The organism is Klebsiella sp. HN106 (genome assembly GCF_051209435.1).
Classification (GTDB): domain Bacteria; phylum Pseudomonadota; class Gammaproteobacteria; order Enterobacterales; family Enterobacteriaceae; genus Klebsiella; species Klebsiella oxytoca.
Map to the genome: position 1 here is coordinate 479,890 of NZ_JBLURD010000002.1, position 23,151 is coordinate 503,040.

At 61.1% G+C, this 23,151-nt stretch carries 18 protein-coding genes and 1 pseudogene; 8 read left to right on the forward strand and 11 right to left on the reverse strand.

Going from position 1 to position 23,151, the window contains the following annotated elements:
• Positions 1–90: 90 nt before the first annotated feature.
• The 3 genes and pseudogenes from ACSIPU_RS08930 to ACSIPU_RS08940 all read left to right on the forward strand — a co-directional run bounded on the left by ACSIPU_RS08930 (position 91) and on the right by ACSIPU_RS08940 (position 2,041).
• Positions 91–1,179: an oxidoreductase gene (locus ACSIPU_RS08930; protein ID WP_004100087.1), complete on the forward strand. Its 1,089-nt coding sequence runs from the start codon at positions 91–93 to the stop codon at positions 1,177–1,179.
• Positions 1,180–1,364: 185 nt separating this feature from the next.
• A pseudogene (locus ACSIPU_RS08935) lies at positions 1,365–1,656 on the forward strand (type II toxin-antitoxin system RelE family toxin).
• Positions 1,637–2,041 carry a helix-turn-helix domain-containing protein gene (locus tag ACSIPU_RS08940; protein ID WP_004100084.1) on the forward strand — a complete coding sequence of 135 codons (405 nt, stop codon included), beginning with the start codon at positions 1,637–1,639 and terminating at the stop codon, positions 2,039–2,041. The pseudogene ACSIPU_RS08935 and the gene ACSIPU_RS08940 overlap by 20 nt, the downstream one beginning before the upstream one ends.
• On the opposite strand, the gene ACSIPU_RS08945 is transcribed toward ACSIPU_RS08940, so the two are convergent.
• The 7 genes from ACSIPU_RS08945 to entC all read right to left on the reverse strand — a co-directional run bounded on the left by ACSIPU_RS08945 (position 2,038) and on the right by entC (position 9,587).
• A complete protein-coding gene (locus ACSIPU_RS08945; RefSeq protein ID WP_004100083.1) occupies positions 2,038–2,235 on the reverse strand; it encodes a YbdD/YjiX family protein in 198 nt (65 codons plus the stop codon). The two genes, ACSIPU_RS08940 and ACSIPU_RS08945, sit on opposite strands and share 4 nt — an antisense overlap.
• A gap of 55 nt (positions 2,236–2,290) precedes the next feature.
• On the reverse strand, positions 2,291–4,396 hold the full coding sequence (cstA, locus tag ACSIPU_RS08950; RefSeq protein ID WP_032727939.1) for a pyruvate/proton symporter CstA: 2,106 nt from the start codon (positions 4,394–4,396) through the stop codon (positions 2,291–2,293).
• Between the two features lie 364 nt (positions 4,397–4,760).
• Positions 4,761–5,174: a proofreading thioesterase EntH gene (gene entH, locus ACSIPU_RS08955; protein WP_023329428.1), complete on the reverse strand. Its 414-nt coding sequence runs from the start codon at positions 5,172–5,174 to the stop codon at positions 4,761–4,763.
• A complete protein-coding gene (gene entA, locus ACSIPU_RS08960; RefSeq protein ID WP_196557921.1) occupies positions 5,175–5,930 on the reverse strand; it encodes a 2,3-dihydro-2,3-dihydroxybenzoate dehydrogenase EntA in 756 nt (251 codons plus the stop codon).
• Positions 5,930–6,781 carry an enterobactin biosynthesis bifunctional isochorismatase/aryl carrier protein EntB gene (gene entB, locus ACSIPU_RS08965; RefSeq protein WP_004100078.1) on the reverse strand — a complete coding sequence of 284 codons (852 nt, stop codon included), beginning with the start codon at positions 6,779–6,781 and terminating at the stop codon, positions 5,930–5,932. Before entB ends, entA begins: the two co-directional genes overlap by 1 nt.
• A gap of 13 nt (positions 6,782–6,794) precedes the next feature.
• Positions 6,795–8,402 carry a (2,3-dihydroxybenzoyl)adenylate synthase EntE gene (gene entE / locus ACSIPU_RS08970; protein ID WP_004100075.1) on the reverse strand — a complete coding sequence of 536 codons (1,608 nt, stop codon included), beginning with the start codon at positions 8,400–8,402 and terminating at the stop codon, positions 6,795–6,797.
• Between the two features lie 9 nt (positions 8,403–8,411).
• Positions 8,412–9,587 (reverse strand): isochorismate synthase EntC, encoded by a 1,176-nt coding sequence (gene entC / locus ACSIPU_RS08975; RefSeq protein ID WP_023329427.1) that lies wholly within the window; start codon positions 9,585–9,587, stop codon positions 8,412–8,414.
• 332 nt (positions 9,588–9,919) lie between these two features.
• On the opposite strand from entC, the gene fepB reads away from it, so the two are divergent.
• Positions 9,920–10,879, forward strand: a complete 960-nt coding sequence (fepB, locus tag ACSIPU_RS08980; RefSeq protein WP_435321879.1) for a Fe2+-enterobactin ABC transporter substrate-binding protein — start codon at positions 9,920–9,922, stop codon at positions 10,877–10,879.
• A gap of 230 nt (positions 10,880–11,109) precedes the next feature.
• Positions 11,110–13,251 (forward strand): glycosyl hydrolase family 18 protein, encoded by a 2,142-nt coding sequence (locus ACSIPU_RS08985; RefSeq protein ID WP_196557924.1) that lies wholly within the window; start codon positions 11,110–11,112, stop codon positions 13,249–13,251.
• Positions 13,252–13,586: 335 nt separating this feature from the next.
• Here ACSIPU_RS08985 and entS read toward each other — a convergent pair whose 3' ends face one another.
• Positions 13,587–14,828 (reverse strand): enterobactin transporter EntS, encoded by a 1,242-nt coding sequence (gene entS / locus ACSIPU_RS08990; protein ID WP_004111272.1) that lies wholly within the window; start codon positions 14,826–14,828, stop codon positions 13,587–13,589.
• A gap of 112 nt (positions 14,829–14,940) precedes the next feature.
• Here entS and fepD point away from each other — a divergent pair, with 112 nt between their 5' ends.
• From fepD to fepC, 3 genes are read left to right on the forward strand one after another with little or no spacing between them, the layout of a single operon-like run.
• Complete coding sequence (gene fepD, locus ACSIPU_RS08995) at positions 14,941–15,948, forward strand: Fe(3+)-siderophore ABC transporter permease (RefSeq protein ID WP_004111269.1); 1,008 nt, start codon at positions 14,941–14,943, stop codon at positions 15,946–15,948.
• A complete protein-coding gene (gene fepG, locus ACSIPU_RS09000) occupies positions 15,945–16,937 on the forward strand; it encodes an iron-enterobactin ABC transporter permease (protein ID WP_163525220.1) in 993 nt (330 codons plus the stop codon). Before fepD ends, fepG begins: the two co-directional genes overlap by 4 nt.
• Positions 16,934–17,728: an iron-enterobactin ABC transporter ATP-binding protein gene (gene fepC, locus ACSIPU_RS09005; protein ID WP_004111265.1), complete on the forward strand. Its 795-nt coding sequence runs from the start codon at positions 16,934–16,936 to the stop codon at positions 17,726–17,728. Before fepG ends, fepC begins: the two co-directional genes overlap by 4 nt.
• 98 nt (positions 17,729–17,826) lie before the next feature.
• On the opposite strand, the gene entF is transcribed toward fepC, so the two are convergent.
• The 3 genes from entF to fes are packed head-to-tail and all read right to left on the reverse strand — an operon-like array spanning position 17,827 to position 23,149.
• Positions 17,827–21,708, reverse strand: coding sequence for an enterobactin non-ribosomal peptide synthetase EntF (gene entF / locus ACSIPU_RS09010; RefSeq protein ID WP_435321881.1), 3,882 nt, complete (start codon positions 21,706–21,708; stop codon positions 17,827–17,829).
• Between the two features lie 10 nt (positions 21,709–21,718).
• Positions 21,719–21,922 carry an MbtH family protein gene (locus ACSIPU_RS09015; RefSeq protein WP_004100064.1) on the reverse strand — a complete coding sequence of 68 codons (204 nt, stop codon included), beginning with the start codon at positions 21,920–21,922 and terminating at the stop codon, positions 21,719–21,721.
• 27 nt (positions 21,923–21,949) lie between these two features.
• Positions 21,950–23,149, reverse strand: coding sequence for an enterochelin esterase (gene fes, locus ACSIPU_RS09020; RefSeq protein WP_004111260.1), 1,200 nt, complete (start codon positions 23,147–23,149; stop codon positions 21,950–21,952).
• Between the last annotated feature and the right edge of the window lie 2 nt (positions 23,150–23,151).

Here is a 23,151-nt window from a genome sequence, read left to right on the forward strand (position 1 = left end):
TAAAAGGCATAAGATAAAGCGAAATAATATTAGCCATCTGGATGTCCAGACATAACATCGGGTTAGCGAAACAGAACAAGGACAGCATGAATGAGTCATAGTGATATCCGCGTGGTCCCCGGCCCCGCCAACTACTATTCCCATCCCGGCAGCCTTGCCCGGCTGCAGGATTTTTATAGCGAAGAACAGCTTTCACGTGCGGTGTGGGTTTACGGCGAGCGGGCTATCGCAGGCGCCCAGGCTTTTCTGCCGGCAGCGTTTAACGCTCCCGGAGCCAAAAAAATCCTCTTTAAAGGCCACTGTAGCGAAAGCGATGTCAGCGAGCTGGCCCGCGCGTCCGGCGACGATCGGTCGGTGGTAATTGGCGTAGGCGGCGGCGCGCTGCTGGATACCGCGAAGGCGCTGGCCCGACGCCTCGGCCTGCCGGTGGTGGCTATCCCCACCATCGCCGCCACCTGCGCGGCCTGGACGCCGCTGTCGGTGTGGTATAACGATGCCGGTCAGGCGCTGCAGTTTGAAATCTTCGACGATGCCAACTTTCTGGTACTGGTGGAGCCGCGCATTATTCTTAACGCGCCGGCGGAATATCTGCTGGCGGGCATCGGCGATACGCTGGCGAAATGGTATGAAGCGGTAGTGCTGGCCCCGCAGCCGGAGACGCTGCCGCTCACCGTGCGTCTTGGCATCAACGGCGCGCTGGCCATCCGCGATGTACTGCTGGAAAGCAGCGAAACCGCGCTGGCCGACCAGCAACGCGGCGAGCTAACCCAGGCTTTCCGCGACGTCGTGGATGCGATCGTCGCCGGCGGCGGTATGGTCGGCGGGCTCGGCGAGCGCTATACCCGCGTCGCCGCCGCCCATGCGGTGCATAACGGGCTGACGGTGCTGCCGCAGACCGAGAAGTATCTTCACGGGACCAAAGTCGCCTACGGTATTCTGGTCCAGAGCGCCCTGCTCGGCCAGGACGACGTGCTGGCACAGCTGGTGCAGGCGTATCAGCGCTTTAATCTGCCAACCACCCTGGCGGCGCTGGAGGTGGATATCAATAACCGCGAACAGCTGGATAAGGTGATTGCCCATACCCTGCGCCCGGTGGAGTCTATCCATTTTCTGCCGGTTGAACTGAACGCCGAAACCCTGCGCGCGGCGTTTGAGAAGGTCGAACGTTTCGCCGGTTAATCCCCGTTTTATTCGCCTCTGCCGCCCGGCGGAGGCGCTTTCGAGCCACCTCGCAAAGCCGATGTTTCTGCCTTCGCCAGATGACGATTCTGCGTTAGGCTACCCTTATAAGAAAATAGCAAACTTATCTTATAAACTTATTATTCTCTTATGTTCAACTGAGGTGTACAGTGGAGGTACATAGCATGCTCATCTGGTCAAAAGTGGCAAAAAAGGAACTGGCAAATATCGATTATCGCTATCAGCAGAGAATCAAAAGCAGGCTAGCTGATTTAGGTGACCGTACGGCTCCTCGGCCCGATGTCAGAAATTATCTAAACCAGAGAATCATTACCGTCTTCGGGTAGGGGATTATCGGATCATTTTCACACGTCAGGGGCTGACGCTGAACGACCTGTTTATCGTATCCGTTAAGCGCAGAACCTCACAACCTATTTGCATGAGGAGAATTTGCCATATGGCTGTTCAGATAATTAAGGATGATGAAGGGAAAGCGCAGTACGCGGTGATCCCCTACGACGAATACTTCCAGATGTGTTTGCAGCTAGCCGAGCTGGATGATGAAACGGAAGCCGATCTTGAAGATATTCCGGTAGAACACGATATCTACGACAACGTGATGCTGCCGGGTGACGTCTGCGACATCATGGATAAAGAGAAAGTCAGCCTGCAGGCGGCCTGGCGCATTCTGCGCGGCCTGTCGCAGCAGGAGGTGGCCAATAAGCTCGGGATTAGCCAGTCTGCGGTTTCCCAGCTAGAAGCTATCGACTCCCGCCCGCAAAAGCGCACTCGCGAAAAGCTGGCGGCCATTTACGGTTGTACGCAGGAGCAGATCAGCCTGTATCTGCCGAAAGAGGGTTAACAGCACTTCGCGCCGCCTTTACCGCCGTAGCGTGCGTCCTGACGTTCGCGGAAAAACTCTTCGTAGGTCATCGGCGTTTGCTCGGGGTGGGTCACGCGGATGTGCTCCACGTAGTTGTCGTAATCCGGGACGCCGATCATCATCTTCGCCGCCTGGCCCAGATATTTTCCTGCTTTCGATAGGGTATCAAACATTTCCAACTCCGCTAACCGCCCTCCTTCTCAAGAAGGAGGGCAATAAAATGACGCTTTAATGGGCGCGTTTCGCCTGGGTGACCAGGCTTTCAGCATCAGCTGGCATCGCCTGGTAAGGGGTCTCTTTCGCCGTCGGTTTGTCCTCTTTCAGCGCCGCCAGCGCGGTCTTAATTGAGAACAGCGCCAGAACCACCACCACTACCATGAAGAAGATGGTCAGCCCGGCATCCAGACGGTTGTTAAACACCAGTTGCGCCAGCTGCGACTCGGTGTACTGCGGCGGAATATTGCCGCTGTCAATCATCGCCTGGAACTTGTTGGCAATCGCCAGGAAGCCCACTTTGGTATCGGTGCTGAACGACTTCTGCCAGCCCGCGGTCAGGGTACAGATCAGCAGCCAGGAGGTTGGCAGCAGTGCGACCCAGGCATAACGCTGGCGCTTCATCTTAAACAGTACCACCGCGCAGAGCATCAGCGCCATCCCTGCCAGCATCTGGTTGGCAATACCAAACAGCGGCCAGAGGGTGTTGATGCCGCCAAGTGGGTCAACTACGCCCTGATGCAGGAAGTAGCCCCAGGCCAGCACGCACAGCGCGGTCGCAAGAAGGTTCGCCGGCAGGGAGCTGGTTTGCTTGAGCCCCGGGCTGATCACCCCAAGCAGATCCTGCAGCATAAAGCGCGCCGCCCGCGTGCCGGCATCCACCGCGGTCAGGATAAACAGCGCCTCAAACAGAATCGCGAAGTGGTACCAGAAAGAGACGTCCATCAGGCCGCCCAGCGAACCGTGGAGGATATAGGCCATGCCCACCGCCAGCGTCGGCGCGCCGCCCGCGCGTGAAATAATCGACTGTTCCCCTACCTCATTGGCGATCTGATTGAGCGTATCCGGGGTTACGGTAAAGCCCCAGCTACTCACCACCTGCGCCGCCGACGCCACCACATCGGTCACGCCCGCCGGAGCCAGCACCGCCATTGGGCTGTTCATCGCGAAGTAGACGCCCGGGTCGATAATACAGGCCGCCACCAGCGCCATGATCGCTACGAAGGACTCCATCAGCATGCCGCCGTAGCCGATAAAACACGCCTGGCCTTCGTTGGCCAGCATTTTCGGGGTGGTGCCGGAAGCGATCAGGGCATGGAAGCCGGAAACCGCGCCGCAGGCGATGGTGATAAACAAGAACGGGAACAGGCTGCCGCTCCATACCGGCCCGGTGCCATCGATAAATTTGGTCAGCGCCGGCATCGTCAGCGTTGGACGCATGATCAGAATCCCAATCGCCAGACCGACGATGGTGCCGATTTTCAGGAAGGTAGAGAGGTAGTCGCGAGGCGCCAGCAGCAACCAGACCGGCAGTACGGCGGCGATAAACCCGTAGCCCACCAGAATCCAGGTAAGCTGTACGCCGGTGTAATCAAACCACGGCGCCCAGGTCGGGCTTTCCGCCACCCAGCCGCCGGAGATGATGGCGAACACCAGCATCACCAGACCAATCACCGACACTTCGCCAATGCGCCCGGGGCGCAGATAGCGAATATAAATGCCCATGAATATCGCCAGCGGGATGGTGAAGGCCACGGTGTAGGTGCCCCACGGGCTGTGGGTCAGCGCTTTCACCACGATCATCGCCAGCACCGCAAGGATAATAACCATGATCATAAAGCAGGCCACCAGCGCCAGCACCCCGGCGGTTGGGCCCATCTCCTCTTTCACCAGCTCGCCGAGCGAACGTCCGTCGCGACGGGTTGAGACGAACAGCACCATAAAGTCCTGTACCGCCCCGGCCAGCACCACGCCCGCCAGGATCCAGATCATTCCCGGCAGATAGCCCATTTGCGCCGCCAGCACCGGGCCAACCAGCGGCCCTGCGCCGGCAATAGCGGCAAAATGGTGGCCGAACAGCACTTTCTTATCGGTCGGAACGTAGTCAAGGCCGTCGTTGTGACGCACCGCCGGAGTCATGCGCGTCGGGTCAACCGCCAGCACGTTTTTGGCGATATACAGGCCGTAGAAGCGATAGGCGATCAGATAGACGCAGACTGCCGCGACGACAATCCATAGCGCGTTAATCTGCTCACCCCGGTTTAGCGCGATATAGCCCAGGGCAAAGGCTCCGATAACGGAGAGCAGTGTCCAGATGAGGTATTTCCCTGAATTATTCATCATTGTGTTCCACAGGTAGGGTAATCAGGATGTTACAATTTGTTTCTAGAACACAATACGAGTTTTAACAACTCTGAAACGTTGCAGATGTCGCCTGACGGCAAGGATTTATCTCACATTGCAAGCGAGATCACTTCTGGCAGGAAAATGGATGAAAATGGGGAGGGATATTCTGTAACTGCATCGCAGGTTGTTTCCCGGAGGCGGCGCTTGACGCGCCTGTCCGGGCTACCGGCCCGCAGACGGCGGTGAACCTGTAGCCCGGGTAAGCGCAGCGCCACCGGGAAGAAGCTGCACCTATGTATTCATCGCGGCGCATCCCCGGGTTGCGGCGTAAACGCCTGACCCGGGAACAGGCTATGCCTCAGCCGAGGACCGCCGTGCCCAGACGGCAGGTGCAGCAGCGCCGTCCTCGCTCGTCGAATATCGCAATTTCCCAGCTCTGGCCCTGACGCCCCAGGTGCAGCGCCCGGCATTCGCCGCGGACTTTACCGCTGGAGACCGCCCGGTGATGGGTGGCGTTGAGCTCGGTCCCTACCACGCACTGTCCCTCTGCGGTCATCAACCATCCGGCCATCGAGCCGAGGGTTTCCGCCAGCGCCGCGGAGGCCCCGCCGTGCAGCAGGCCAAACGGCTGATGCGTTCGCGCGTCGACCGGCATTTCCGCCTCCAGCACGCCCTCCTCAAGGCGGGTATAGACGATGCCCAGATGGGCCACCATCGTATTGCTGCTGGTGGCGTTAAGCTCATCCAGCGTCAGCTGACGTTTCCAGGCCATTTATGCCCCCAGCGTCGAGCCGCCGTCCACCACGATATCCTGCAGCGTGATATGGCTGGCGTGAGCGGAGGCGAGGAACAGAATGGTATTGGCAATCTCCTGCGGGCGGGCGATTTTACCCAGCGGAATCCCCAGCTTAAACTGCTCGCCGAAGCCGCGAATGCGCTGCTGCTCTGCATCATCGCTCACCCACAGCGTCCGCTGCATATCGGTATCGGTAGAACCAGGAGAAACCAGATTACAGCGTACGCCGCTGCCCGCCAGCTCCAGGCCGACGGTCAGCGCCAGGCTCTTTAGCGCCGCCTTTGATGCGCCGTAGGCGCTCATGCCGATGCGCGGGGTATGCGCAGCGTCGGACGCCACAGTCACAATCGCCCCGCCTTTCTGGCGGCGGAACTGCGCCATCGTCTGCTGGAACAGGTTAAACGCCCCGCCAACGTTGACGGCAAAGGTCTGCTGCCAGTCTTCGAGGCTCAGCGCATCGGTCGCCCCCATCCGCAAAATACCGGCCGCATTAACCAACACATCCAGCCGCTCGATCCCTGCCAGCAGGCGGCCGCATACCTGCGCCACCTGCTGCGCGTCGGCGACGTTCAGCGTCTCGGTGGCATACGGATAGCTTGCACCGTCGAACGCCAGATCAAAACCGGTTACCTGCGCGCCGGCCTCAACGAACGCCAGCGCGGTAGCGTAGCCGATCCCCTTACCCGCGCCGGTGATCCACACGGTCTGGCCGTGAAAATCTAGCCCGTTCATTATTTCACCTCGCGAGAAAGCAGCGCCCACCAGGCATCGATGGTCGGTTTTTTCGCCAGCACCACGAAGTCAATATCGCCGTGCACTTTACGCCAGCGCGCGGCGAGCGCCATCATGCGTACCGAATCCAGGCCGTAGTCGATCAGGTTTTCGTCATCCATCGGTTCATCGGATTCATCGAGCAGTGGCAGCACCAGCGCGCGCAGCGCCGCTTTCGATGCCGGCAGCGGCAGCAGCTCTTCCGTCATCACCACGCGACCGGAGCGACCCGCCACGTAGTTGAGCGCCATCAGATGCTCCTCGCGGCTGAAATCAGCCAGCGCATCGGCAACGAAAAATGGCTTAATATCGCGCATAAACGCGTCGGTTGCGGTGGTCATGCAGCCGATATGGGCGTACACGCCGGTGATAATCAGCTGATCGCGCCCCGCCTCTTTCAGTATCTCCTCCAGCGGCGAGCGATGAAACGCGCTGTAGCGCCACTTCACCAGTACGGTATCGTTGTCGTCCGGCGCAAGAGCGGCAATGACCTGCTGCTGTTCAGGAGAACGGGTCAGACCCGGCCCCCACATGTCGTTCAGCAGCGCGCGGTCTTCATCGCTCTGCTCTTTCGGCTGGGCGGTGTAAAAAACCGGAATATTATTCTGTTTGCAGAACTCGCGCAGGGCGGCGATGTTGGCCACCACTTTCTCCATCATCGCGCTGTTTTCGCCCCAGAAATTAAGGAAATACTCCTGCATATCATGGATCAGCAGCGCGGCACGGGACGGCTCAAATGCCCAGTTCACTTTGTTCGCCGGGATATCGCTGGCTTCCGGCAGCGCGTAAGCCTGTAATTTAGGGATTGCCATTCTGTCTTCTCCTTCAGCCCAGCTTGCGTTCAGCCAGCCACTGACGTAATTGTTTTTTATCGACTTTGCCCACCGGCGTCAGCGGCAGCGCATCAACGCACTCCACGCGGTCCGGCAGTTTAAATTCTGCGACCCCTTGTTCCCGCAGGAAGCGGCGTACCGCCACCGCGCGCAGAGGTTCTTTTACCACCAGATATGCGCAGCTCTTTTCTCCCAGCAGGCTATCTTCCATACTGACCAGCGCGACGTGGATCACCGCCGGATGGCGCAGCAGCAGGTTTTCGATCTCTTCCGCCGCGATCTTCTCTCCGCCGCGGTTGATCTGATCTTTTTCCCGTCCCTGCACGGTGATATAGCCGTCTTCATCGATCGAGATCAGATCGCCAGAACAGTAGAACCCGTCGGCATCAAAGGCTTCGGCATTATGCTGCGGACTCTTGTAATAGCCGCGGAAGGTGTAAGGACCACGGGTCATCAGCCGTCCGACTTCGCCCCGCGGCAGCGGATTGCCCTGCGCATCGGCCACCCACACTTCATCGTCCGGACACATCGGGCAACCCTGAGTATTGATAATGCGCTCGGGGCTATCGTTGAGGCGGGTATAGTTCACCAGCCCCTCCGCCATGCCGAAGACCTGCTGAAGCTGACAGCCGATTTCCGCCGGAATACGCGCCGCGAGCGTCGCGGACAGGCGCGCCCCGCCAACCTGCAGCAGCCGCAGCGATTGCAGGCGGGCATTGCTGCCGGAATCCTGGATCTCCTGCAGCCACAGGCTGACCGCAGGCGGAACCAGCGAGGTCAGGTTAATCTGGTGTTTTTCAATCAGCGGGAAGCAGAGTGTGGCGCTCGGATCGTGCGCCAGTACCACCACACCGCCGGCGAGGAAGACGCCTAAAGAACCTGGCGAACTCATCGCGTAGTTATGGGCGGCGGGAAGCGCGTTCAGGTAGCGCGTTTCGGCGCTCACGCCGCACAGCTCGTTGCTGCGGCGAATGCTGTAGTCGTAGTCGTTATGGGTACGCGGGATGAGCTTCGGCGTACCGGTGCTGCCGCCGGAAAGCTGGAAAAAGGCCACTTCGTCGGCAGGCGTTGGTCCGGCAATGAAATTATCGCCAGGCCGCTCAATGGCTGCCGTCAGGCTCCGTTCGCCGCTGTCGTTGAGCAGCAGAGCCACGCGTATCGACGGATGCTGGCTGACAAAATCATTCAGAAATTCGTCATCGGCAAACAGCGCGTGTTCGCGATCGGCAATCAGCAAGGCGGGTTCAATCTGGGCGGCGTAGGCGTTGAGCTCGCTACGCTGATGGCTGAACAGCGCATTCACCGGCGCCACGCCGATCCGCAGCAGCGCGAAAAACGTCAGATAAAATTCCGCGACGTTGCCCAGCTGCACCAGCGCCGTTTCGCCGCGCTTCAGGCCCTGACGCTGCAGCGAGGAGGCGAGATTATCAACCAGGCGGTTGAACTCACGATAACTGTAGCGTTTGTCGCCGTCGATAATGGCGGGAGCATCGTTTTCGGCATGACGGGTAATCAGGTTAGTCAGCGGCAGATCCTGCCAGTAACCTTTTTGCCGATAGCGGGCCGCGAACGCTTCCGGCCAGCGGGTAAATTCGATCATCATAGTCCCTTATTGCAAGCCGAATACGTTCAGCATGGTGGTCAGTTTGACGCCGGTTTCGCGCCACTCGCCTAGCGGCGAAGAGGCCGGGACGATCCCTGCGCCTGCAAACAGCCGCAGCGTGCGTTGATGCAGGCGCGCGCAGCGGATGGTGACCACCCACTCGCCGTTGCCTTCATCATCGCACCAGCCGACGATACCGCCGAACAGCTGGCGATCGAACGGCTCCAGTTCGTTAATCAGGCGTTTTGCCGCCTGATGCGGGAAGCCGCTCAGCGCCGGGGTGGGATGCAGCAGACAGGCCAGCGACATGGCATTCTCGTTTGCCAGCGCGGCGCCCTGAATCTGCGTCGCCAGATGCCACAGGGTCGGCGTGGTGATCAGCTGCGGAGAATCCGGCAGGCTTAGCTCGCTGCTGCGCGGTGCCAGTACGGCCTTCATCGCCTGGGTCACCAGCTCATGTTCATGGCGGTCTTTTTCCGACGCCAGCAGCTTGTGCCCCGCTTCGCGGTCCAGCACATCGTCCGGCTGACGGCGGGCCGAACCGGCCAACGGCAGAGAGTAAAAATGCGCCCCTTCTTTACGTAACAGCAGCTCCGGGCTGGCGCCCAGCAGCACGCCGCCGTCCGAAAGCGGCACGTGGAAGTTATAGCTGGCGGGGTTCTGGGCAATCAGGCGCTCCAGCAGCGCACCGCTATCAACCCGCTCACGGGTGGTGATATCAATCAGGCGCGACAGGACCACTTTGTCCACTTCCGGCGTCGCGGTCAGGGCCGCCGCGCGCGTCACCATCGCCATAAAGGTGTCCTGTTCGGGGATCTCCCGGCGCTGAATCACGTCCATGGGCTGCAGCCCCGACGCATAGCGCGCGGAGTGCTGCTTTTCTGGTCGGGAGAAGGTTTCCCAGCTTGTGGGTATAAACAGCTCGGACGGCTCGCTGGTATCAAACGGAATGGCGCCGACCATTATCGGCTTAGCGATCCCGGCAGCCCGCGCCGCTGCAAAGGCGGCGGCCATTTTGTGCTGGAATTCCCCATCCAGATTTTCGCCATCGGCGGCAGGATGAGAAAACCGACTAAAGCAGCCAGCGGTGGTGAAACTGCGGTACGGCGACATAAAGAAGAAGCTTTCCGGCGGCAGAGTCATTTTTTTCTCCCGTACTTCCTCAGCCAAAGACGTTTCCATATCATCCTCCAAAAAACGATAAAGATATTACGAATAATTATCATTTATATTTTGGTTGGGTAACCTAAAAGGTATTGCGCGCTATGTCAACCGTACAGGTAGCATGTTGTGCGACTTAGGCTTGCATCCACGCGGCGCAAAGCTGAAAATGAGAAGCATTCATCACAGATTGCCGGTCACGTGCGTTTTTCCGGGAGCGCTTCGCCTGATGATGTTATGACGTTTACAGGCCGGGTAAGGCGCAAGCCTCCTCCCGGCAGAAAGGCGGGCATCGTCGCTGGCAAAGATCTGTTTTCAGCTCATTTATCACCACTTAATCAGGATGCGAATACGTGCATTTCTCCACCTTTTGCCGCCGTACCCTCCTCGCCAGCGGTCTGGCGATTTTAGGAATTAGCTCAGCGCTGGCGGCAGACTGGCCGCGGCAGATAACCGACAGCCGGGGAACACACACGCTGGAAAGCCAGCCCCTGCGAATTGTTTCCACCAGCGTGACGCTGACCGGCTCACTACTGGCGATTGACGCGCCGGTAGTCGCCAGCGGCGCCACGACGCCGAACAACCGCGTCGCCGACGGTCAGGGATTTTTACGTCAGTGGAGCGATGTGGCGAAAGCGCGGAAGCTGTCGCGCCTCTACATTGGCGAACCGAGCGCTGAGGCCGTCGCTGCGCAAATGCCGGATCTGATTCTGATTAGCGCCACCGGCGGCGATTCGGCGTTGACGCTCTACGACCAGCTTTCCACCATCGCCCCAACGCTTATCATTAACTACGATGACAAAAGCTGGCAGGCCCTGCTGACCCAACTGGGGACGATCACCGGCCATGAAAAACAGGCGGCAGAGCGAATTGCGGAATTTGATACTAAGCTGGCGGCGCTGAAAGAGAAGATGAAGCTGCCGCCGCAGCCGGTCACCGCGCTGGTCTACACCGCCGCGGCCCATAGCGCCAATATCTGGACGAAAGAGTCCGCTCAGGGGCAGATGCTTCAACAGCTGGGCTTTACCCTTGCCGATCTGCCCGCCGGGCTGCATGCCAGCCAGAGTCAGGGGAAACGTCATGATATCGTGCAGCTGGGCGGTGAAAATTTAGCCGCCGGACTTAACGGTCAGAGCCTGTTCCTGTTTGCTGGCGACCAAAAAGATGCCGATGCGATTTACGCCAACCCGCTGCTGTCGCATCTGCCCGCAGTCGAAGGTAAACGCGTTTATCCGCTGGGAACGGAAACCTTCCGCCTGGATTATTACAGCGCCGTACTGGTGCTGCAGCGCTTAGCCGCGCTCTTTGCTTAAAGCTCTTCTCCCGGCGCGGGTCGCCGGGATCTCATCGCGCATCACTCCTCACATCATCTCTTTGTTATAAAAGCTTATTTTCTCTCACTGTACCTCATCAGCCTCATCGCCGCCTCAGCTGAAATATCATCGCTGCCGGTGTTATTTTGTGATTAGCCCTGGCCGCCGCGTTGCCCGATTATCTGCCCCACACCGCTTGAGGTGGGCATTCAACACAGAAGGAAATTAACGTGGCAACAAGCAAATTGATTCAGGGCGATACGCTGACCGAAACCAGCAACGCCGCAGACGGCTTTAACCCGGCAACCGAAGTGAGCAACTACAGCTATACCTCCGCTCGCGTCGCCAAACCGGTCTATAACAAATACAAAGCCTCAACCAGCAAACCGAAAGTCTTTGGTTACTACACCGACTGGTCTCAGTATGACGGACGTCTGCAGGGCGGCGATGCGAAAGATAACCGCGGTCGCGGCTACGATCTGACTAACGTCTCCCCTACGGCTTACGACAAAATCATCGTCGGCTTCGTCGGCGTCACCGGCTTCCATAAAGTGGATGGGATGTACCGCGATGTGGTTGCCGAAGCCGCCGAGCAGTGCGGAAAAGTCAAATATGAGCCGACCTTCCTCGATCCGTGGGGCGATTTCCAGTCCTACGTTAACGTTGGCCACTCCGTCAGCGGCTGGGACGTCGATCCGAAAACCGTCACTCAGGCGAATACCAAAGGTCTGCTCGGCGGCCTGCGCGATCTGCAGGCCAAAGCGAAGCAGCAGGGTCACGATCTGGTGCTGTCCATGAGCATCGGCGGCTGGACCATGAGTAACAGCTTCCACGAAACCGCAGCTTCTGATTCCGCCCGTAAAACCTTCGCGAAAGGCGTGGTAAAACTGTTCAAACAGTTCCCGATGTTCAGCGAAGTGGATATCGACTGGGAATACCCGAACGCGGAAGGCGCGGGCAATCCTTACGGCCCGGAAGACGGCGAAAACTATGCGCTGCTGATCGGCGAGCTGCGTAAGCAGCTGGATTCCGCCGGTCTGAGCAACGTCAAAATCTCCATTGCCAGCTCCGCGGTAGTGAAGACCTTCGATTACTCCAACGTGAAAGCGCTGCTGCAGGCCGGTCTGTTCGGCATCAACGTGATGACCTATGACTTCTTCGGTACGCCGTGGGCGGAAACCCTGACGCATCACACCAACCTGAACGCGCTGGAAGAAGGCGGCTGGGCGGTCAATACCATCGTCGACCATCTGCTGGCCGAAGGCTTCCCGTCAGACCGCATTAATATTGGTTACGCTGCCTATAGCCGTAACGGCCGCAATGCAGAGCTGGAATCTCTGTCTCCGCTCAAGGGTACCTATAACCCGGGCACCGGCACCACCGTGGGTACCTTCGAGTCGGGTACCACCGAATGGTATGACACCATTTATAACTACCTGGATCTGGAAAACCAGAAAGGCCGTAACGGTTTCAACATCTATACCGACCAGGTGGCCAATGCGGATTACCTCTACAATCCGGAAAGCAAACTGTTCATGTCTCTGGACACCCCGCGTACGGTGAAAGCCAAGGGCGAATACGCCGCCAGCCTCGGTCTGGGCGCGCTGTTCACCTGGACTATCGACCAGGACAACGGCGTGCTGGTGAACGCCGCGCGTGAAGGTCTGGGCTATGAAATGGCCTCTGAAGTTATCGATATGGAGCCGTTCTATTTCGAAGGCATCAACGTCGAACCGACGGATGAAGCGGATGAAACGGATGAAAATGAGGAAGACGACGTTCAGCCTGAACCGGCGGTCAACCACGCGCCGAAAGCAGCCATCGAACTGATGGTGGTTGGCGGCTCCCGCGTGCGTCTTTCCGGCGAAAAATCCTCGGATGAAGATAGCGACGACCTGTCCTTCAGTTGGGGCGTGCCTGCGGCGATCGCCGTGGCGGATAAAACCGCCGCCGTCATCGAGTTCGACGTCCCGAAAGTGAGCGAAGATACCGAGTTCACCTTTACTCTGTTCGTGCGCGATACCTGGGGTGAGCCGTCAACGCAGCAGCGCTTTGTGCTCTCCGTCGTCGCCGCTACCCAGAGCGATGACAGCGAAGACGAGTCGGAAGACAAGAACGATGATGAGCCGTCGGACGACCAGGATAACAGCGATGATCAACCTCAACCGGCGGATGATGATGTAGTGCCGTCAGACGAAACCACGCCTTATCCGCTGTGGAATGCCAGCACCGTGTATGGCAGCAACTGGGGTACCTTTGAAACCGTCAGCTGGAAAGGCCACAACTACCAGGTGAAATGGTGGTCTCAGGGTGACCAGCCGGACCTGAACTGCGGTCAGTTCGCGGTATGGAGCGATCTTGGCGCGTACTAAGCGTTAATCGTCACTGACGAGTAATAGCCAGCCCCGGAGCCATCCGGGGCTTTTTATTGGCGCTCTTTTCGGTTTTCCCGGTGGCGCTAGCGGGCTACTGCAAGTCGATAGCCCGGAATGCGCCGGGATAAATACATCGGCGCGGCTTCTTCCCGGGTCGCGCTGCGCTAACCCGGGCTACGGGTAACGTGCCGTCTGTGGTTCCGGCCAACTCACCGTCGTCTGCGGTGTGCTCCCCCGGTAGCGCTGCGCTGACCGGGCTACGGGTTCACCGTCGTCTGCGGGCCAGTAGCCCGGACAGGCGCGACGCGCCGCCTCCGGGAAGACCGGCGGAACTAGCTTTCGCTGACCGTCTCCGGGCGCTGAAAGCGGCGCAGCTCGCGTAGCAGCCCGACCAGCACCACGCCCACAATCACCAGCGCCCAGCCGCTGGCGCTCGCCGAAGCGGCTGGCGTCAGAATCGCGCCCAGCCCCCCCAACAGCGCCGCGCCTATCGCATCGCCGGTCACGTTCTGCGCGGTCCACAGCCCGTTGATGCGCCCGAGCATATTCTCCGGGGTTTGCGTCTGGATCAGCGTATATTGCAGCAGCGAGCTTATTGCGCTCAGCCAGCCAAACAGCGCCAGGCACAGCGCGCCCAGCTCCCACACCGGCATCAGGCTGAACAGCGCAATCGCCACAAACGAGCCGACGGTGGTCGCCAGCATCAGCACGCCGGGCTTCGCCGTCTGCGCCAGCTGTCCGCTGGTCAACGCGCCGAACGCCGCTCCCAAAGGGATCGCCGCGTACAGCAGGCCAATCTGCGACGCCGACATCTGCCAGCTTCCGGCCAGCGCCGGATAGAGCACGCGTACCGCGCTGGCCATCGTCAGCAGTCCGCCAAGCAGCGCAATGCCGCCGATAAGCGGACTGTTAAACAGAAACTTCAATCCCGCGTTCAGCGATTTTAGCGGGTGTTCGCGCGGCTGCGGCGGCGGTGCCAGCCGCGGCAGACGCAGCAGGGTCAGCGTCGTTATAAAAGTACCTGCCGCCGCCAGCCCGTAGTTCCAGGCCACGCCGCCGGTTGCCAGCAGCAGACCGCCGATCATCGGTGAAATGACCGATCCCAGCCGCACCGTCAACATAGTGATCGCCCCGGCCTGCATCAGATTTTCCCTACCAACCAGCGCTGGGGTCGCCGCCAGCAGCGCGGTCACGCCGATTGAGGCAAACAGGCCGTCCCAGATGCCCAGCAGATAGATAGCGATGAGCGACGGTTCCGGCAGCATGGCGTTGAGGCACAGGCCGACGAAGCCGATGCCGCAGGTGCCGCGCGCCAGCAGGATCAGACGCTTACGCTCATAGCGGTCGGCAAGCACGCCGCCGATCATCAGACCGACAAACATCGAACCGCCGGTTAAGGTGACCGACAGCCCCACTTGCCAGGTCGAATGGGTCATCATCTGGATCTGTACCGGGATCGCCACGCCCAGCAGGCCAAGCGACAGAATGGAGATAAAGCGGGCGATAAAGACGGCACGAAAGGCCGGGTGGGTTTTCAGCAAGCTGAGATTCAGCAGCCAGGATTGTCGGTTCATGACAGCGCCTTGTTATTATTTTCCATACCATTTTTATGGGTGCACATGCTAACATAACTGGATAGAATCGATAACGATAATTACTATCATTATCATGTCAGGGATGTAAGCCATGTCGTCTTCAACGACCGCGGCGCGCGCCTTTGCCGTGCCGGGTCTTTTAATCGTGTTAATCATTGCGGTTGCGCTCAGCCTGCTGATCGGCGCCAAACCCCTACCGTTTAGCGTCGTCATCGATGCTTTCGCCGGCACCTGCCAGAGCGCCGATTGCACCATCGTCCTTGATGCCCGACTGCCGCGAACCCTTGCCGGGCTGCTGGCCGGCGCCGCGCTGGGCCTGGCCGGAGCGCTGATGCAAACGCTGACCCGTAACCCGCTGGCGGATCCGGGGATCCTCGGCGTCAACTCCGGCGCCAGCTTCGCTATCGTGCTGGGTGCGGCGCTGTTTGGTATCTCCTCACCGCAGGAGCAGCTGCTGATGGCCTTTTGCGGCGCGTTCGGCGCCTCGCTGCTGGTCGCCTTTACCGGCAGCCAGGGCGGCGGCCAGCTGAGCCCGGTTCGCCTGACCCTCGCGGGGGTCGCCCTGGCGGCGGTGCTGGAAGGCCTTTCCAGCGGTATCGCCCTGCTCAACCCCGACGTCTACGATCAACTGCGCTTCTGGCAGGCGGGTTCGCTGGACGTGCGCACCCTGCAAACGCTTAAAATTGTCCTGATCCCGGTACTCATTGCCGGCCTGGTGACGCTATTGCTGAGCAGGGCCTTAAACAGCCTGAGCCTCGGTAACGATACGGCCACCGCGCTCGGCAGCCGGGTGGCACGTACCCAGCTCATCGGCCTGCTGGCGATTACCGTCCTGTGCGGCAGCGCCACGGCGGTGGTCGGGCCCATCGCCTTTATTGGCCTGATGATGCCGCATATGGCCCGCTGGCTGGTGGGCGCGGATCATCGCTGGTCGCTACCGGTCACCCTGCTGGCCACCCCTGCCCTGCTGCTGTTTGCCGACGTGCTGGGCCGTCTGCTGGTCCCCGGTGAGCTGCGGGTTTCGGTAGTCAGCGCCTTTATCGGCGCGCCGGTGCTGATCTGGCTGGTCCGCCGCCAGCCGCGCGGAGGTGGAATGTGATGGCCCCGTCCCGCCGCCTGATGTTTAGCTGCCTGCTGCTGCTGATCGCCAGCGCCCTGGTCTCCCTGTGGGGGCTCGGCACCGGCCTGGTACCGTTAAGCGTTGAACAGGTTATCTCCGCGCTGCTCGGCGATGCGCCGCGCAATATCACCCTGGTGGTGACCGAGTGGCGCCTGCCCCGCGTGCTGATGGCGCTGCTGATCGGCGCCGCCCTCGGCGTCAGCGGCGCGATTTTCCAGTCGCTCACCCGCAACCCCTTGGGTAGCCCGGACGTGATGGGTTTTAACACCGGGGCGTGGAGCGGCGTGCTGGTCGCCATGGTCATGTTCGGCCAGAACCTGGCGGCCATCGCCGCGGCAGCCATGGCTGGCGGGATCCTCACCGCGCTGGTGGTCTGGATACTGGCGTGGCGCAACGGGATTGAAACCTTTCGCCTGATTATTATCGGCATCGGCGTCCGCGCCATGCTGGTAGCATTCAATACCTGGCTACTGCTGCGCGCTTCGCTGGAAACCGCCCTCTCCGCCGGGCTGTGGTATGCCGGCTCGCTTAACGGACTGACCTGGGGAAAAACCTGGCCCTCCGCGCCGCTGATTTTCTTGATGCTGGTTTGCGGGGCGCTGCTGGCGCGGCGCATGCGGCTGCTGGAGATGGGTGACGATACCGCCTGTGCGCTGGGCGTGCGGGTTGAGCGTTCGCGCCTGCTGATGATGCTGGTCGGGGTGGTACTGACCGCCGCCGCCACCGCGCTCGCCGGGCCGATTTCATTTATCGCCCTGGTGGCCCCGCATATCGCGCGCCGCCTCAGCGGTACCGCGCGCTGGGGGCTGACTCAGGCGGCGCTGTGCGGCGCCCTGCTGCTGGCCATCTCCGACTACGCCGCGCAGCGTCTGTTTATGCCCTATCAGTTACCGGTGGGCGTGGTGACCGTCAGCATTGGCGGCATCTACCTCATCGCGTTGTTAATTCAGGAGTCCCGCAAAAAATGACCGCTGTTACCTCCCGTTTGCGCGGCGATCGGCTGACCCTGGCGTACGGCAAAAAGACCATCGCCGAATCGCTGAACGTCACCATTCCCGATGGCCACTTTACCGCGATTATCGGTCCCAACGGCTGCGGTAAGTCGACCCTGCTGCGCACCCTGAGCCGCCTGATGACGCCTACCAGCGGCCATGTCTGGCTCGACGGCGAACAGATCCAGCATTACGCCAGTAAAGAGGTGGCAAAGCGCATCGGCCTGCTGGCGCAGAACGCCACCACGCCGGGGGATATAACGGTTCAGGAGCTGGTCGCCCGCGGCCGCTATCCGCACCAGCCGCTGTTTACCCGCTGGCGCAAAGAGGATGAAGAGGCGGTCACCAGGGCGATGAAGGCCACCGGCATTACCGACCTCGCGCAACAAAGCGTCGATACGCTCTCCGGCGGCCAGCGCCAGCGGGCGTGGATCGCCATGGTGCTGGCCCAGGAAACGGCAATTATGCTGCTGGATGAGCCCACCACCTGGCTGGATATCAGCCATCAAATCGATCTGCTGGAGCTGCTGAGCGAGCTGAATCGAGAAAAGGGCTATACGCTGGCGGCGGTGCTGCACGACCTGAATCAGGCCTGCCGCTACGCCACCCACTTGATTGCCCTGCGCGACGGTAAAATCGTCGCCGAGGGCGCGCCGAAGGAGATTGTCAACGCGGCGCTGATCGAGAAGATTTACGGCCTGCGCTGTACGATTATTGACGATCCGGTGGCGCATACACCGCTGGTAGTGCCGCTGGGTCGCAAGTAGAAATTCCCGGCTCGCGCTGCGCTTAGCCGGGCTACCCAATCTGGCACAAACGGTAGCCCGGGTAAGGCGTCAGCCGCAACCCGGGAGTTCATCGATCCCTAACCGAGTATCTCCCTGACCACCGGACCGATCGCTTCAAAAGCCTGCGGAGAGATAATATCCACGTGGGCGCAATCCTGGCTAAACACCTCCAGCTCGCCGATCCACGGCCCCCACACCACCTGCGGGTCCATCCCGGGTTGCCGGGTCTTCTCCGCCACGAACAGCGTCGCCTTACCGTCAAACTTCGCGCTGTGCGCGGTAGTCAGCAGGCGCACCGCATCGGCATAGTTGCCTTCAATCACGCTGAACAGCTCGCCGGAAGCCTGCCCCTGCTGGGCGGCCAGAAACGCCTCACGTTCGCGGGCAATTTCCGCCAGCACCTCAGGATCCAGACCGTTCGCCTCTTTCTCCGCCCAGTTCTGCGTCTCGGGCGGCCAGGTATCCAGCAGCCCGAGGAAGGCCACTGCTTCGCCGCGCTGGCGTAAACGGGCGGCAATTCCCTGCGCCAGGGTACCGCCGAGCGAATAGCCAAACAGATAGTACGGGCCGCGCGGCTGCTGCGAACGCAGGGTTTGCAGATGATGTTCGCATACCGCATCCAGATCCGCCGCCGTCGCCATCGGCCCCTGCGGTCGCGGCGACTGAATGCCGACGATCGACCAGCGCGGGCTTAAATAACGCGCCAGCACGCTGAACTGCCAGGCAAAACCGGAAGCCGGATGGAAGCAAAACAGCGTCGGGCCGTCGCTCTCGCGCAGCGGCAGGATCGCGTCGAAGCCCAGCCGTTGCGCCTGCTCATCGCTCAGATCCGATGCCAGCAGCGCGCTCAGCTTGCCGACGGAAGAAGCGACCATTATCTGGCCAGGCGTCACCTGGCGTTCCAGTTCGCGGCTCAGCAGCGCCGCCAGGCGCATCGCCAGCAGCGAATGGCCGCCAAGGGCGAAGAAATCGGCGTCGATGTCGTTCACCTCACAGCCGAGCAGCTGGCTGAACGCTGCGGCAACGGCAGTTTCCACGCCCGGCTCCGGCGGACGTCCGCTGCGCTCACTGCTCAACGTGGGTAACGGCAGCGCTTTACGATCCAGCTTGCCATTGGCGCTTAGCGGCAGCGCCGGCAGCTGAATCAGCACCACTGGCACCATATGCGGCGGTAGCTGTTCGCCAAGCTGCGCTTTGAGCGCGGCGGTGTCCAGCGGCAGACCGGAAGCAGAAACCAGATAGCCCACCAGCTGACGGGCATCGCCGCCGGTCGCCGCCGCCTGGTTGAAGACGCAGGCGTGAGCCACCGCCTGCGCAACGTCCGGCAGCGCAGATAGCGCGCGGTCAATTTCGCCCAGCTCAATTCGCTGGCCGCGTATTTTTAGCTGGTCGTCGCTGCGTCCGAGATACTCGACCGCGCCGTTATCCAGCCAGCGGGCAACATCGCCGGTGCGGTACATCCGCTCGCCCGGCGCGTAGGGGTCGGCAATAAAGCGGCTGGCGGTCAAATCGGGACGCCCCAGATAGCCCTGCGCCAGCTGAATGCCGGTCAGGTAGAGATCCCCCGCCACGCCCGGCGGTACCGGGCGCATGGCGGCATCAAGGATGCGCAAGCCGGTATTCCACACCGGCCAGCCAATCGGTACGCTGGCGCCGGTGACTGCCGCCAGTTCGGGCCCGCAGGCCGGATACCAGCTGACGTCCACCGCGGCTTCCGTCGGGCCGTACAGGTTATGCAGCGGCGCGCCGGTGAGCTGCTCCCATTCACGGCATAGCGCCGTCGGCAGCGCCTCTCCGCTACAGAATACCCGGCGCAGGGTTTGACAACAATCGACGTTTTCCGCCTCCAGCGAGGCAACGAACGCCGCGAGCATCGACGGCACAAAGTGGGTCGTTGTCACGCCGTAGCGGGCAAAAAACTGCTGCATCGCCAGCGGGTCGCGGTGGGCTTCCGGCTCGGCCATCACCAGCTGCGCGCCGGCGATAAACGGCCACCAGAACTCCCATACCGAGACATCAAAGCTGCACGGCGTTTTCTGCGCCACCACATCCTCAGCACAGAGCGGATAGTGGTCCTGCATCCACAGCAGGCGGTTGACGATGGCGGTCTGCCCGACCATCACCCCTTTCGGCCGCCCGGTGGAGCCGGAGGTAAAGATGATATACGCGGTATGCTCCGGCTGCGAGAGCGCCAGCGGCGCGGACTCGCCCGCCGCCAGCGGCTGCTGGTAGCAGAGGCTTTCCAGGCCGGGAATATCGCTAAAGCGCGCCAGCTGATCCTCAGAGGTGATCAGCAGCGACGGACGGGCGTCTTCCAGCATCATCCGCAAGCGGTCGTCGGGATAGCCGGTATCCAGCGGCAGCCACGCGGCTCCGGCCTCAACAATGCCGTGCAGCGCCAGCGTCAGGAACACCGAACGCGGCAGCGCGACCGCCACGCTATCGCCCGGTTTGACGCCCCGTGCGCGCAGACGCTCGGCCAGCGCTACCACCTGCTGGCGCATCTCACGGTAGCTAAACTGCCAGCAGCCATCCGCCAGCGCCGGGGCATCCGGGGTTTTTGCCGCCTGCGCCGCCACCAGCGCGCTCAGGGTGGTGAGCGGCAGGTCGACAGCGGTCGCGTTCACCTGCGCCAGGCGTTGGTTTTCCGCCGCCGACAGCATATTCGCCTCGCCGCAGGGCAGAGTGGGATTATCGGCAAACTGAGTCAGCAAAGAAGATAGACGGGCGATATGCCCGCGCAGCGTCTGTTCATCATATCGCTGCTTGTTCGCCAGCACCTCCAGCGATAGACCGCCGGTTTCATCCGGGAAGAGCGCCAGCTCCAGGTCATTGACCGGGCCGGTGGCCAGGGTGTGGGTAATCGCCTGTACGCCGTCGATATCCAGCTGATAGTCGAAGACTTTAATATTGAGTACCGGGCCAAACAGCGGTTCATCGCCCGCCGCCCTGCCGCTGTCGCGGACAATCTGTTCGGCATCATAGCGCTGGTGGCGGCGCATTTTCTTGAGCTGTCCGGCAAGACGCATGGCCAGCTCCGCCAGCGTTTCCCGGGCGTCAATATTGACCGCCAGCGGCAGAACGTTGAGCACCGGGCCGGTAGCGGTTAATGCCGCAGAGCCCATGCGGCGCATGAAAATAAAGCCCGCGGCGTAATCCATTCGGCTGCACAGCCGTCCCAGCCACAGGGCGGTCAGCGCCAGCGCCAGATCCGCGCGCTGGCACTGCGGCGCGCCTGCCGCCAGCCGGCTAAATACGCCGGCGTCGACCTCCAGCTTCATGCGCCAGATATCGGTGCTGGTCGCCCTTCCCGCCAGCGGCGCGTCGGAAAGGGAGGCCGGAGCCGGCAGCGCCTGACGCTGCGCCTGCCAGAACTGTTTATCACGCTGCCAGGCGTCGCTGCCGTAGTAGCGCTGGTACTCTTCCACCACCTCGGCAAACGGCGTGAACGGCGAAGCTGGCGTATCTTCGCCGCGCTGCCATGCGCGATAAATCGCGGCGATCTGGCGGGTAATAGCCGGGAAACTGAAGCCATCGACCAGCAAATGATGGTAACGCTGATACCAGTACCAGCACTTATCCCCCACCCGCAGCAGCTGATGGCAGACCAGCGGATTACCGCCGTCCACGCGCAGGTTTTGCCCGAGATCGGCCTGCATCAGCGCCAGCGCGGCAGCGTGCGGGTCGTGCGACGTGCGCAGATCCCGATAGTCCGGCTCGGCAAAATGACGATTTTCATCGACCCACTGCCAGGCTTCGCCGTTATCTTCACAAAAACGCATGCTGAGGGTGTCAGCCTGAGAGAGCCCGGTGACAATCGCCCGCCCGAGCAAGGTCGGGTCGATATCGCCGCGCAGCTCAACATAGTGGGCCACGCTCCAGGCGCCGGGCAGCGTCGAGAGGCGCTCCGCCATCCAGATCCCCGGCTGAGCCGCAACCAGCGGTAAACGTGTGGTCATTGTGAGCTCCTCAGGATGCATAGTGCGCGGGGGTAAGCGTTGACCAGTTCTCCGCCAGCCAGGCGTTGCACGCCTCTAACGACTGCGGCGGGCACTCTACCGTCCAGCCTTCCGGCAGGGCGCAGTGGTGCGGCCACAGGCTGAACTGCTGCTGGTCATTGCGCAGAATGTAAAACTGCCCTTGCGGATTGTCGAAGGGGTTACTGAATTGCATATCAAATTCCTCGTAAATCGCGCTTTGCTACTCTTCACGGCCTAATGGCTGCCACAGCTGGATGAGCCCGGCCGTCAGCCCGCCGCGCCAGCAAAGCGCATCATGTCCGCCGTCAACCTGACGCCAGAAAATCGTCTGCTGTTCCAGATGCGTCAGCAGCGCCTGGTTCGCGCGAAAAATGATCGGCTCGCGAACGCCGGCCTCCAGCCAGATGCGTAGCCCTTGCGGCTGTATTTCGCCGCGGCTGAGCCGCTCAATCAGCAGGCCCGTCTGCGCGCCGCCGCGATGCGGCCACCAGTAGGAGCCAGACTGGCTGAGCACGCAGCCAAATCGCCGGGGCCAGTAGAGCGCGGCGAACATCGCGGCCAGGCCGCCAAAGCTCTGGCCTGCCACCACGGTTCGGTCGGCGCTATCGCTGAAAGGTGCTATCCGGTGAACCATCGGCAGCAGCTCTTCCTGAACCGCCAGCCAGAACGTTTCATTGCAGGGAAGCTCTTCGGCGCGATGCTGGTTATCGATAACGTCAATCAGCAGATAAACCGCCTGCGGTAACCGCTTCTCGCGGGTTAATCCTGCTAGCGGCGCCCATACCGGCATGCTTTCTGCCCAGAACTGACCATCAAGCAAAATCGCCAGCGGGCGCGCTTGCGGCTGCGCATCGCCGGTGGCGTAAATCCATATCCGCCGACGGTTGCCGAGTCGCTGGCTCTGCCATTCAATGCAGACCGGCGGCTGATAAGGTTCATCACGCAGCGCCCAGCCGGGCTGTTCGGGGGCGTCCGGCAGCTCCAGCGCAGAGACCGCGTGGCCGCGCCCGCCCTTCCAGCTTTGCGGATTAAGCGGGTCGGCAATCGCCCGCGGCAGCAGCTTGCGCCAGCCTTCGCGCAGCAACGCGCGGTCCGGGCTGTCGCCGTTAAAAAGCTGAGGGGAAAAGTCGTCGTCCCGCGCGGAAGGAATAAAGCAGTAGCTGCCGCGCCAGGCGGCAGAGAGAGTGGTTTGCCAGCACCAGGCATCGGTACCGGGAATGCGCTGCAGCGTTTGCGGTACGGCGTTTTTATGATGGTCAGTCACGCCGGTAATATAAATCCATACCCGCCGGGTTGGCGAAGAGGCTTCGTTGCCCGCCGGATCGCGCCACCAAAAGGTCACCCGATACGCGTCGTCCACGACCTCAATTTGCGGACCGGAGATATGGCGCCACCAGTCGTCGCATCCTGTCTTATGCATTC

Excerpts from the sequence above, each read along its gene's own strand:
- ACSIPU_RS08945 (WP_004100083.1), bottom strand. The coding sequence starts at position 2,235 with ATGTTTGATACCCTATCGAAAGCAGGAAAATATCTGGGCCAGGCGGCG.
- ACSIPU_RS08930 (WP_004100087.1), top strand. The coding sequence starts at position 91 with ATGAGTCATAGTGATATCCGCGTGGTCCCCGGCCCCGCCAACTACTAT.
- entA (WP_196557921.1), bottom strand. The coding sequence starts at position 5,930 with ATGAACGGGCTAGATTTTCACGGCCAGACCGTGTGGATCACCGGCGCG.
- entF (WP_435321881.1), bottom strand. The coding sequence starts at position 21,708 with ATGACCACACGTTTACCGCTGGTTGCGGCTCAGCCGGGGATCTGGATG.
- ACSIPU_RS08940 (WP_004100084.1), top strand. The coding sequence starts at position 1,637 with ATGGCTGTTCAGATAATTAAGGATGATGAAGGGAAAGCGCAGTACGCG.
- entS (WP_004111272.1), bottom strand. The coding sequence starts at position 14,828 with ATGAACCGACAATCCTGGCTGCTGAATCTCAGCTTGCTGAAAACCCAC.
- entB (WP_004100078.1), bottom strand. The coding sequence starts at position 6,781 with ATGGCAATCCCTAAATTACAGGCTTACGCGCTGCCGGAAGCCAGCGAT.
- fepD (WP_004111269.1), top strand. The coding sequence starts at position 14,941 with ATGTCGTCTTCAACGACCGCGGCGCGCGCCTTTGCCGTGCCGGGTCTT.
- fes (WP_004111260.1), bottom strand. The coding sequence starts at position 23,149 with ATGCATAAGACAGGATGCGACGACTGGTGGCGCCATATCTCCGGTCCG.
- fepC (WP_004111265.1), top strand. The coding sequence starts at position 16,934 with ATGACCGCTGTTACCTCCCGTTTGCGCGGCGATCGGCTGACCCTGGCG.
- entH (WP_023329428.1), bottom strand. The coding sequence starts at position 5,174 with ATGGCCTGGAAACGTCAGCTGACGCTGGATGAGCTTAACGCCACCAGC.
- entC (WP_023329427.1), bottom strand. The coding sequence starts at position 9,587 with ATGGAAACGTCTTTGGCTGAGGAAGTACGGGAGAAAAAAATGACTCTG.
- entE (WP_004100075.1), bottom strand. The coding sequence starts at position 8,402 with ATGATCGAATTTACCCGCTGGCCGGAAGCGTTCGCGGCCCGCTATCGG.
- cstA (WP_032727939.1), bottom strand. The coding sequence starts at position 4,396 with ATGAATAATTCAGGGAAATACCTCATCTGGACACTGCTCTCCGTTATC.
- ACSIPU_RS09015 (WP_004100064.1), bottom strand. The coding sequence starts at position 21,922 with ATGCAATTCAGTAACCCCTTCGACAATCCGCAAGGGCAGTTTTACATT.